The sequence below is a fragment of the Streptomyces sp. NPDC050416 genome (assembly GCF_044458845.1).
GTDB lineage: Bacteria > Actinomycetota > Actinomycetes > Streptomycetales > Streptomycetaceae > Streptomyces.
In genome coordinates this window covers 141361-151923 of the sequence record NZ_JBITII010000014.1, presented here as the reverse complement: position 1 = coordinate 151923, position 10563 = coordinate 141361, and the positions used below count along the sequence as shown (strand labels likewise).

12 protein-coding genes are annotated in these 10563 nt (G+C 72.4%); 7 read left to right on the top strand and 5 right to left on the bottom strand.

Annotated features, from left to right (window positions below):
- Nucleotides 1–36 precede the first annotated feature (36 nt).
- Complete coding sequence (locus tag ACIBL4_RS35090; protein WP_399415827.1) at nucleotides 37–624, bottom strand: GNAT family N-acetyltransferase; 588 nt, start codon at nucleotides 622–624, stop codon at nucleotides 37–39.
- Between the two features lie 229 nt (nucleotides 625–853).
- Here ACIBL4_RS35090 and ACIBL4_RS35085 point away from each other — a divergent pair, with 229 nt between their 5' ends.
- Nucleotides 854–1285: a GNAT family N-acetyltransferase gene (locus ACIBL4_RS35085; protein ID WP_399415826.1), complete on the top strand. Its 432-nt coding sequence runs from the start codon at nucleotides 854–856 to the stop codon at nucleotides 1283–1285.
- Between the two features lie 202 nt (nucleotides 1286–1487).
- On the opposite strand, the gene ACIBL4_RS35080 is transcribed toward ACIBL4_RS35085, so the two are convergent.
- From ACIBL4_RS35080 to ACIBL4_RS35070, 3 genes are read right to left on the bottom strand one after another with little or no spacing between them, the layout of a single operon-like run.
- The gene (locus tag ACIBL4_RS35080; RefSeq protein ID WP_399415825.1) at nucleotides 1488–2012 is read right to left on the bottom strand and encodes a DinB family protein; all 525 of its coding nucleotides are present in this window, start codon (nucleotides 2010–2012) and stop codon (nucleotides 1488–1490) included.
- A 9-nt stretch (nucleotides 2013–2021) separates the two neighbouring features.
- Nucleotides 2022–2486 carry a hypothetical protein gene (locus ACIBL4_RS35075; RefSeq protein WP_399415824.1) on the bottom strand — a complete coding sequence of 155 codons (465 nt, stop codon included), beginning with the start codon at nucleotides 2484–2486 and terminating at the stop codon, nucleotides 2022–2024.
- Nucleotides 2487–2520: 34 nt separating this feature from the next.
- Nucleotides 2521–3387 carry a bifunctional DNA primase/polymerase gene (locus ACIBL4_RS35070; RefSeq protein ID WP_399415823.1) on the bottom strand — a complete coding sequence of 289 codons (867 nt, stop codon included), beginning with the start codon at nucleotides 3385–3387 and terminating at the stop codon, nucleotides 2521–2523.
- Between the two features lie 218 nt (nucleotides 3388–3605).
- Between ACIBL4_RS35070 and ACIBL4_RS35065 the strand changes: the two genes are divergently transcribed.
- The 5 genes from ACIBL4_RS35065 (at nucleotide 3606) to ACIBL4_RS35045 (ending at nucleotide 8572) form a co-directional block, all read left to right on the top strand.
- Entirely contained in the window at nucleotides 3606–4529 is a 924-nt protein-coding gene (locus ACIBL4_RS35065; RefSeq protein ID WP_399415822.1) for a bifunctional MaoC family dehydratase N-terminal/OB-fold nucleic acid binding domain-containing protein, read from the top strand.
- A complete protein-coding gene (locus ACIBL4_RS35060) occupies nucleotides 4526–4909 on the top strand; it encodes a MaoC family dehydratase (protein WP_399415821.1) in 384 nt (127 codons plus the stop codon). Before ACIBL4_RS35065 ends, ACIBL4_RS35060 begins: the two co-directional genes overlap by 4 nt.
- Nucleotides 4906–6078, top strand: a complete 1173-nt coding sequence (locus tag ACIBL4_RS35055; RefSeq protein ID WP_399415820.1) for a lipid-transfer protein — start codon at nucleotides 4906–4908, stop codon at nucleotides 6076–6078. The genes ACIBL4_RS35060 and ACIBL4_RS35055 overlap by 4 nt, the downstream gene beginning before the upstream one ends.
- 132 nt (nucleotides 6079–6210) lie before the next feature.
- Nucleotides 6211–6771 carry a SigE family RNA polymerase sigma factor gene (locus ACIBL4_RS35050; protein WP_399415818.1) on the top strand — a complete coding sequence of 187 codons (561 nt, stop codon included), beginning with the start codon at nucleotides 6211–6213 and terminating at the stop codon, nucleotides 6769–6771.
- Between the two features lie 157 nt (nucleotides 6772–6928).
- Complete coding sequence (locus ACIBL4_RS35045; protein WP_399415901.1) at nucleotides 6929–8572, top strand: long-chain fatty acid--CoA ligase; 1644 nt, start codon at nucleotides 6929–6931, stop codon at nucleotides 8570–8572.
- Nucleotides 8573–8605: 33 nt separating this feature from the next.
- Here the strand turns inward: ACIBL4_RS35045 and ACIBL4_RS35040 are convergent, their stop codons facing one another.
- Nucleotides 8606–9817 (bottom strand): MFS transporter, encoded by a 1212-nt coding sequence (locus ACIBL4_RS35040; RefSeq protein WP_399415817.1) that lies wholly within the window; start codon nucleotides 9815–9817, stop codon nucleotides 8606–8608.
- Nucleotides 9818–9947: 130 nt separating this feature from the next.
- On the opposite strand from ACIBL4_RS35040, the gene ACIBL4_RS35035 reads away from it, so the two are divergent.
- Nucleotides 9948–10529 (top strand): TetR family transcriptional regulator, encoded by a 582-nt coding sequence (locus ACIBL4_RS35035; protein ID WP_399415816.1) that lies wholly within the window; start codon nucleotides 9948–9950, stop codon nucleotides 10527–10529.
- Nucleotides 10530–10563 lie beyond the last annotated feature (34 nt).

Here is a 10563-nt window from a genome sequence, read left to right as displayed (position 1 = left end):
GCCAGCGGTCGGGCCTTTGTGTGGGCGCGTCGGGCCTTATGCGGGCGCTTGAGCCCGCAGGTCGAGCCGCATCAGGACCCGGGGGTGGCCGGCCAGCACCGAGGTGGTGTCCGCCGCGTATGTGAAACCGGCGCGTTCGAAGTTCTTCCGCAGTCCGGGGTACGCCATCGTCAGGTCGACCTTGGCGTCGCCGTTGTCCAGGGCGTACGCCTCGATCGCCGGTGCGCCGTGGGCGCGGGCGAACTCGACGGCGCCGGCGATGAGGGCGTGTGAGATGCCCTGCTTGCGGTGACCGGGGCGGACCCGGACGCACCACAGCGACCAGACGGGCAGGTCGTCGATGTGCGGGATCTTGCGGTTGCGGGCGAAGGAGGTGTCCGCGCGCGGGGCGACGGCGGCCCACCCGACCGGTTCACCGCCGTCGTAGGCGAGCACACCGGGCGGAGGATCCTGGTGACACAGCTCGGCGACGTACTCGCCGCGGGCCGGGCCGCGCAGCTCGTTGTTGAGCTTGGAGGGAATCCGGTAGCTCAGACACCAGCAGACGTTCGCCCCGGGCGACTTGGGTCCCAGCACGGCACGGACGTCCTCGAAGACCGTGGCCGGCCGAACGTCGATGCTCATGCCTCCACGATGTCACGAACTGCTGGGCTAGGTGTGCTGTCGCCCGCCCCCTCCCTCGCCACCGGGTTCGGCGGCCAGGGCGGAAGAACCGCCTTGAAGAACGACGAGCGCGAGGAGCAGCGCAACGGCACGAGACAGCAGACGAGATCGCATGCCCGCTTCAACGGACTGCTTCGCCGCTGGTCACAGGGCTGCCATTGTGATTTAGGAGTACGGATACGCTTCCGTCATGGACGTCCGTGTCGAGATCATCCGGGATCCGAGCGAGGAGCTCCTCGACGCCTTCGGGCGATTGCTTCCGCAGTTGTCCACGACGGCCCGGCCCCTGGACCGGGCGGCGGTCGACCGGATGGTCCGCTGCGACGCCGTCACCGTGCTCGTGGCCCGGGCCGGTGGCGTGATCGTCGGCACCCTGACCCTCGCGCTGCTGCCCCTGCCGTCCGGGCTGAGGGGCCGCGTCGAGGATGTGGTCGTCGACGACGCGGCGCGCGGGCAGGGCGTGGCGGGCCTGCTCATCGAGGAGGCCGTGCGGATCGCCCGCGAGGCCGGGGCCCGTACGGTCGACCTCACGTCCCGGCCGGACCGTGCCGCCGCGAACCGCCTCTACGAGCGGCTCGGATTCCGGGCCCGCGAGTCCACGGTCCACCGCATCGCGCCTTAGGGCCTGTCCGCCGAATCCCCGCCTGCTCCGCGGCGTCTGGCACGCCCGCTCGCCACGTTGCCGAACCGCCCACGTGGCTCCTGCCTCATCCAACCTCGCGCTGGGGACCCCATCGAGGGCGCTCCGGCGCCTTGCGGCCGCACGCACCAGACGCGGCGGAGCCCGCCCTCCGGGCGGACGACGGGGATGTGTCAGACAGGCCCTACGGGGAAGCCGCCCGCAGCATCCGCAGCTGGCCGATTTCCGTCGCGTTCTTCATCAGTTCCGCGTTCAGCCATGCCGCCATGTGCGCGACCGTGTACTGCGGGTCGTTCGGCCAGGGGAACGGGGCCGTGGTGTCCAGGTCGGCGTCGGTGAGGTCGTCCAGGACGGTCAGCCATTGCGTGTGCAGGCCGCGCAGCCAGTCGACGGCCGGTGCGCCCTCGCCGGGCCAGGTGATGTCCGTGCGGTCGCGGGGCGGGCGGCCCTGGGCGTGGTCGAGGGCCACGCTCCACCACCAGCCGATGTGCCAGCTGACCCAGGCGACGGTGGGGACGGGCACGGGGTCGGGCTCGGTCTCCGCCCAGTCCGGTACCCAGGTGCCGTCGGGGCCCTTGCGCAGCGTCCAGCAGTGCGGCGCGGGCTCCCAGAGGAAGTCCCCCGGCTCCAGCCGCTCCAGGTGGTACTCGAACAACGACCAGATCAACTCGTGCTGCCAGCGCAGCAGTTCCGTGCGGGAAACGCTCATCGCACGACACTACGCAAGCGCCCTGGCGTCCCGGGCCAGGCCCGCCCAGTCGAGGTCGCGCAGCCCGGGCTCCGCGTCGCAGCCCGAGGGCAGGCGGGGCGTGGCCTGGAACCAGACGACGGTGAGCCGGGAGCGGTAGGCGACCGGGTCGTGGGCCGGATCGAGAGCCGTGGAGTGGAACGTGCCGACGCAGGCCACGGCGGGCAGGACCTCCACGGGCCCGAGGCCGCCCGCGTACTGGTCGGGGTAGGCGCGCCGGGGCGGGAGCAGGTGGACCGGTGTGCCGGGGCGGGCCCGCCCGGCGGCGCGCAGCAGGCCGCGGATCCGCCGATCGTTCACGGGCTTGCAGGGGTAGCCCTCCAGCAGGTCGCCGTACGTCGACGTGAACCGCAGCTCGGCGAGATCCACCGGGCGGCCGGAGGCCAGGACGAGGCGGGCGAGCGCCAGGGCCGGCGTTGTGACGTGCTGTCGCATGGAAGTCTTTCGGTGCTCATGGGCAGGCCCTGGCTCAGGGCCGGTGCCCCGTCAGCCGCGCTGCCGATGCGATCGTCGCCCGGGCCTCGCGTTCGGTGAGGCCGGTGCCCCGGGCGGCGTCGACCAGCGCGTCCACGAGCGCGGGGCCGATGCCGTCCTCGTAGGCCCGGCAGGCCGCCCAGAACAGCCGGGTGTTGCGCTGGCCCTCGTGCGCGGCGAGGACGAACTGCACCAGGCCCTGGCCGTGTCCGCCGGTCGCCGGGGGCGTGGGGTGGTGGGTGCGGGGCGGCGGGAGGAGCAGGCGAAGGAGGGAGCGCGGACAGGGGGCGGGGGCCAGGTGCGCGGTCCCCGGGGCCGCGGCGTACACGCCCTGGCCGGTGCGGGAGCCGGGGCCGACGAGGTAGCCGCCGGCGCCCCGGATGTCGATGCCCGGGGCGAGGCGGCCCGCCGAGTTGGGGACGACCACGTCGGGCGGGCCGCTCAGCCAGAGGTGACGGCCGCCGGACGGGGTCACGACGACCACGGTCGGCGGGATGGTGAACAGGTGCCGCAACGCCAGCTCGCGCAGGGCGGCCGAGGCGTCCGTGCCGGTCTTCACGTCCAGGTCGATGCCGATCAGATGGTGCGGGGGCAGGCCGCAGGCGATGCCGTACCCGGTCGCCCAGGGCGCCGCGGCGAACAGTTCGCGGATGCGGGCGGGGTCGGTTGAGGCGTCGTAGACCCCGTGGCCGAGCCGGCCGCACTCGCCGTGGCAGGGGGAGGGGGCGGGGTCGTCGCGGTGCGGGGAGCGCAGGGCCGGGAGCTTGGTGCGGGACAGGGGGATGACGGCCAGTCCGCGTTCGGCGGCTGACAGGGCGTGTGCGAGGGCCAGCGTCGTGGCCTGCCGGTCGGTGGTGGCCATGCTCCTAGTTTCGTACGTACGTTCGAAAAAGGAAAGAGGGAACGGGTGTGGCTCGCCGGGGCGGAGAGGCGGACGGGAAAAACATGGGAACGCTTCGGCCTTGCGGCACCTGGGATTGACAAGCGCCTGCGCGGCGGTGCTTCGGTGTCACCGCGCAGGCGTTTTCGACGGCTGCGGGGCCTTGACGGAACCGTGGAACTGACGGACAGTCAGAAACCGTGAACGGTGAGCCGGAGGTCCACGAGGAGTTCGAGGCGCGCCTGAAGGCCTACGAGGGCCGCCCGGCCGCCGCCACCGGGGTCGGCCGGGACCCCGTCAACGCCCCGATGATCAGGCACTGGTGCGAGGCCATGGGCGACACCAACCCGGCGTACACGGGCCCGGACGCCATCGCACCCCCCACCATGCTCCAGGCGTGGACCATGGCCGGCCTCTCCCGCCGCCCCGAACGCACGGCGGCCTACGACGAACTCCTCGGCCTGCTCGACGAGTCGGGCCACCACGCGGTCGTCGCCACCGACTGCGAGCAGGAGTACCTCCGCCCCCTGCGCCCCGGGGACGAGATCACCTTCGACTCGGTGATCGAGTCGGTGTCGGAGCGCAAGACCACGAAACTGGGACCGGGCTACTTCGTCACCACCCGCACGGACGTCAGGGTGGGCGGCGAACTCGCCGGCACCCACCGCTTCCGCATCCTCAAATACGCCCCCGCACACCGGCCGAAAGCCTCGAACGCCCCTGAAGAGCGCCGCCCCCGCCCCGTCGTCAACCGCGACAACGCCGGCTTCTGGGAGGGCGTGGCGCGCCACGAACTGCTGATCCAGCGCTGCACCGGCTGCGGCACCCTGCGTTTCCCCTGGCTGCCGGGCTGCAACAGCTGCGGCTGGCCGGACTGGGACACCGTCGAGGCGAGCGGCGAGGGCACGGTCTACTCGTACGTCGTCATGCACCACCCGCCCTTCCCGGCTTTCGAGCCCCCCTTCGCGGTGGGGCTGATCGAGCTCGCGGAGGGCGTGCGGATCGTCAGCAACGTCGTGGGGGTGCCGTACGACAAGGTGCGGATCGGCATGCCGGTGCGGCTGGAGTTCCGCCGGTACGACGACGAGCTGGTGCTGCCGGTCTTCCAGGGGGTGACGCGGTGAACGCCGGCGACCGCCTCCCGCCGCTGGAGATCCCGATCACCCGCACCCTGATCGTCGCCGGGGCGATCGCCTCCCGGGACTACCAGGACGTGCACCACGTCCCGGAGCTCGCCCGGCGGAAGGGCTCCCCCGACATCTTCATGAACATCCTGACGACCAACGGCCTGGTCGGGCGGTACGTCACCGACCACTTCGGGCCCCGGGCGGAGCTGCGCCGGGTGGCGATCCGGCTCGGCGCGCCCAACCACCCCGGGGACACGATGGTGCTGACGGGCACGGTCGAGGAGGTCGACGGGGACACGGCGACCGTCCGGGTCGTCGGCGCGAACGGTCTCGGCAAGCACGTCACGGGCACGGTGACGGTGAGGGTACCGGCATGAGCCTGAGGAGACGGGACGGGCTCGGCGGGCGCGCGGCCATCGCCGGCATCGGGGCCACCGAGTTCTCGAAAGACTCGGGCCGCAGCGAACTGCGCCTGGCCGTCGAGGCGGTGCGCGCGGCCCTCACGGACGCGGGGCTGACGCCCGCCGACGTGGACGGGATGGTCACCTTCACCATGGACACCAGCCCCGAGATCACCGTCGCCCAGGCGGCCGGCATCGGCGAGCTCTCCTTCTTCTCCCGGATCCACTACGGCGGCGGCGCGGCCTGCGCCACCGTCCAGCAGGCCGCCCTGGCGATCGCCGCGGGCGTGGCGGACGTGGTCGTCTGCTACCGGGCGTTCAACGAGCGCTCGGGCCGCCGCTTCGGCTCCGGGGTACGGCACCGGGAGCCGTCGGCGGAGGGGGCGGCGCTCGGCTGGACGCTGCCGTTCGGCCTGCTCACCCCGGCCTCGTGGGTGGCGATGGCGGCCCAGCGCTACCTCCACGCCTACGGGCTGACCCCGGAGGCCTTCGGACACGTGGCCGTGGCCGGCCGCAGGTACGCGGCGACCAACCCGGCGGCCTACTTCCACGGCCGGCCCATCACCCTGGCCGACCACGCCGCGTCCCGCTGGATCGTCGAGCCGCTGCGGCTGCTGGACTGCTGCCAGGAGACGGACGGCGGTCAGGCACTCGTCGTCACCTCCGTGGAGCGGGCCCGGGATCTGCCGCACCCGCCCGCCGTGATCGCGGCGGCGGCCCAGGGCGCCGGACGCGCGCAGGAGCAGATGACCAGCTTCTACCGCGACGACCTGACCGGCCTGCCCGAGACGGCGGTGGTGGCCCGGCAGCTGTGGCGGACCTCGGGTCTCGCCCCGGCCGACATCGACGTGGGGATCCTCTACGACCACTTCACGCCGTTCGTGCTGATGCAGCTGGAGGAGTTCGGCTTCTGCGGCCCCGGCGAGGCGGCGGACTTCGTGGCCGGGGAACGCCTGCCGCTCAACACGCACGGCGGGCAGCTGGGGGAGGCGTACCTGCACGGGATGAACGGCGTGGCGGAGGCGGTCCGGCAGATCAGAGGGACGGCCGTGAACCGGATACCCGGTGCGGAACGGGTCCTGGTGACGGCGGGGACGGGCGTGCCCACCTCGGGACTCGTACTGACAGCCGACCCTCAGGGTTGACCCGCAGTACCCCGGGTCCTTCGCTCCACCTACAGGAGGTGCGGCTGACCCCACCCGTACAACCTGAGGGGGACCCCGCTTCGGGACCTGCGGCCGATCCGCTGACGGTGGCCCCGCTCATAGCGTTGAGCCATGACCACACTCGTCTGCACCAGCGCGTCGAAGGCCGCCGCACCAGCGGCGCAGGCTCCTCCGTACCCGTCGTTCTCGTCGTACGTCAGGGCCCGCCAGCCGGTGCTGTTGCGTACCGCCCGCTCGCTCACCGGCAACCCGAGCGATGCGGAGGACCTGTTGCAGACCGCGCTCACCAAGACGTACGTCGCCTGGGAGCGTATCGAGGACCACCGCGCCCTCGACGGCTATGTGCGCCGGGCGCTGCTGAACACGCGGACGTCGCAGTGGCGCAAGCGCAAGGTCGACGAGTTCGCCTGCGAGGAGCTGCCCGAGCCGGATCCGGTGCCCGGCGGTGACGACCCGGCCGAGCAGCAGGCGTTGCGCGACGCGATGTGGCGGGCGATCATGCGGCTGCCGGCCCGGCAGCGGGCGATGGTGGTCCTCAGGTACTACGAGGACCTCAGTGAGGTCCAGACGGCGGAGGTGCTCGGCGTCTCCGTGGGCACGGTGAAGTCGGCCGTCTCCCGTGCGATCAGCAAGCTCCGCGAGGACGCTGAGCTGGGACTTGTCCGGCAGTGAGGGGATCTGTCGGTCGGCGGTGAGCGGTTCCGTCGGCAGCCGTGACCTGATCGATCACCCGGTCCTAGTGACATACCACGCGGTATGTGCGCAGAATCAGCGCAACCTTTACCACCGCGTAGGCAATGTCGCCCGGGAGGACGCCGTGCTGAGCACGATGCAGGACGTACCGCTGCTGATCTCGAGGATCCTGACCCATGGGTCGACGATCCACGGGGCATCGCAGGTGACCACCTGGACCGGTGAGGACGAGCCGCACCGCCGCTCCTTCGCCGAGATCGGCGCCCGCGCGGCCCAGCTCGCCCACGCCTTGCGCGAGGACCTCGGCGTCGCCGGCGACGACCGGGTCGCCACCCTGATGTGGAACAACGCGGAGCATGTGGAGGCCTACTTCGCGATCCCCTCCATGGGCGCGGTCCTCCACACCCTGAACCTCCGGCTCCCGCCCGAGCAGCTGGCATGGATCGTCAACCACGCGGCCGACCGCGTGATCGTCGCCAACGGTTCGCTGCTCCCCCTGCTCGCCCCGCTGCTCCCGCACCTGAAGGCGGTCGAGCACGTGGTCGTCTCCGGCCCCGGGGACCGCTCTCTGCTCGCGGACGCGACCGCGCGGGTCCACGAGTACGACGACCTGATCGCCGGGAAGCCCACCTCGTACGACTGGCCGGAGCTGGACGAACGCCAGGCCGCCTCCATGTGCTACACCTCCGGCACCACCGGCGACCCCAAGGGCGTGGTCTACAGCCACCGCTCCATCTATCTGCACTCCATGCAGGTCAACATGGCCCAGTCGATGGGCCTGACCGACGAGGACACCTCGCTGGTCGTGGTGCCGCAGTTCCACGTGAACGCGTGGGGGCTGCCGCACGCGACCTTCATGACCGGCGTGAACATGCTGATGCCGGACCGCTTCCTCCAGCCGGCCCCGCTCGCCGCGATGATCGAGGGCGAGAGGCCGACCCACGCCGCCGCCGTCCCGACCATCTGGCAGGGCCTGCTCGCCGAGCTGACCGCGCACCCCCGCGACGTCTCCTCCCTCACCCAGGTCACCATCGGCGGCTCGGCCTGCCCGCCGGCCCTCATGGAGGCCTTCGACAAGCTGGGCATGCGGGTCTGCCACGCCTGGGGCATGACGGAGACGTCCCCGCTCGGCACGATCGCCCGTCCCCCGGCCGGTGTGGTGGGCACGGAGGAGGAGTTCGCCTACCGCCTCACCCAGGGCCGCTTCCCGGCCGGTGTCGAGGCCCGGCTGACCGGACCGGGCGGCGAACGCCTCCCCTGGGACGGCGAGTCGGCCGGTGAGCTGGAGGTGCGCGGCCCGTGGATCGCGGGCGCCTACTACAACGGTCAGGGGGCCGACCCGCTCCGCCCCGCCGACAAGTTCAGCGAGGACGGCTGGCTCAAGACAGGCGACGTCGGGACGATCTCGCCCAACGGCTACCTCACCCTCACCGACCGGGCCAAGGACGTCATCAAGTCCGGCGGCGAGTGGATCTCGTCGGTGGAGCTGGAGAACGCCCTCATGTCCCACCCCGAAGTGGCCGAGGCGGCCGTCGTCGCCGTCCCCGACGAGAAGTGGGGCGAGCGTCCCCTGGCCACGGTCGTCCTCAAGGAGGGCGCCACCGCCACCTTCGAGACGCTGCGCGCCTTCCTCGCCGATGAGGGCGGCATCGCCAAGTGGCAGCTCCCGGAGCGCTGGACGGTCATCGAGGCGGTGCCGAAGACGAGCGTCGGCAAGTTCGACAAGAAGGTGCTGCGCAGGCAGTACGCGGAGGGGGAGCTGGAGGTCACCCGGCTCTGACCGGTGTCGCGCTGACCGCCGTAGGCCATGACGTCATCGCCGTACGGCGGTCAGCCCCCACCCCAGCACCAGCCACAGGCCCGCCACGGCGCACACCCCGCCCCAGCCGAAGTGGCTGAAGGCCGACCCGGCGAGGGCCGAGGCGCTGGCGCCGCCCGCGAAACCGGCGACGACATAGGCGGTGTTGGCGGTGGCCGGGGTGGAGGTGGCGGTCAGGGCGAGGGTCTGGTTGGCGACGTGGGACGCCACCAGCGCCGCGTGGATCAGCACCGCGGCGGCGAACAGCGCGCCCAGGGTGTGCCCGCCCAGCCAGAACAGCGGCACGGACACGGCGGCGAGCAGATACGCGGACCGCACGACACGCGCCGCCCCGAACCGGTCCACGAGCCCGCCGGCCAGCGGCGCCACCGCACTCGCCGTGAGCCCGAACAGCCCGAAGAGCCCGGCCGTCGCCGTGGACAGCCCGTACTCCGGCCCGGTCAGCAGCAGGGCGAGCGAGGTCCACAGCGCGCTCCACGCCCCGAACATCCCGGCCTGCCGCAGGCAGGCGCGCCACAGGTCGCGCGAGTGGCGCAGCACCGCGGGCAGCGCGGCGAGCCCGGCGAACAGCGGGCCCTCCCGCCGCCGCTGCGACGGCAGGACGAGGGCGGTCGCGAGCCCCAGGACGAGGGTGAGCACGGCCGCGCCCGCGAACACCCACCGCCACCCGAAGGCCTGCCCGGCCAGTCCGCCCAGCACCCGGGCGGCGACGATGCCGGTGAACAGGCCCGCGATGACGGCCGCGACATGGCGGCCACGCCGCTCGGCCGGGGCGCGTTCGGCGACCAGCGGGACGAGCAGCTGCGGGATCACGGTCGCGGCCGAGGCGACGAACACGGCGACCGCGAGGGCGGTGACCCCCGGAGCGGCCGCACTGGCGGCCAGTGCGGCGGTCGTGACGAGCGTGAGCCCGCCGACCAGCCGGCGCCGGTTCGCGCTGTCGCCGAGCGGGGCGAAGAAGAGCAGGCCGACCGCGTAGCCGAGCTGCGCGACCGAGGCGATCCAGGCGATGGCCGAGGGCGCCGATCCGAAGTCGCGCGCCATAAGCGAGAGCAGGGGGGCGGCCAGGTAGATGTTGGCGGCGGTGACCGCGCTGCACACGGCGATCAGGGTGAGGAAGAGACCGGGGCCGGGCGTACGCGCCTCGCGTGCGGAGGCGGTGCCGGCCGGGCGGGACACGGTCGTGGCGGTGGTCGCTGACGGCATGGGAGGAGGACTCCTTGGAGTCGGCTCTAACAACTAACTGGTTGGTTGGATGATGGGGCAACAGTGTGGGCCGCCCTTCGATTCCCTGTCAACCAAACAGTTGGTTACTTGGCGCGCTACCCTCTCCCCCATGGGAGCAGCAAGGGACCCCGAGGCCACCAAGGCCCGGATCTTCGAGGCGGCGGTCGCCGAGTTCGCACGGCACGGCATCGCCGGCGCCCGCATCGACCGCATCGCCGCCGAGGCCAAGGCCAACAAGCAGTTGATCTACGCCTACTTCGGCAACAAGGCGGAGCTGTTCGCGATCGTCCTCGAGAAGAAGATGCTCCACCTCGCCGAGGCCGTCCCCGTCGACCCGGACGACATCGAGGGCTGGGTGGACCGCCTGATGGACTACCACGCCGCCCACCCGGAGCTGCTGCGCCTGCTCTTCTGGGAGGGCCTGGAGTACGGCACCGACGAACTGCCCCACGAGTCCGACCGCCAGGAGCACTACGCCCGCAAGGTCGCCGCCCTCCAGGACGGCCAGGACCGCGGAGTCGTCACCGACGCCATCCCGGCGGCCGACCTGCTGTTCCTGCTCACGGCCCTGGCCAACTGGACCGTGGTCGTGCCGCAGATGCGGCGCATCCTGGTCGGGGGCCGGGAGCCCGACCAGGACCGTCTGCGCAGCTCGGTCCAGGAGGCGGCGCGCCGCCTCACGGCCAGGTAGGACCGGCCAGGTAGCCCCGGGTTGGCCCCGGTAG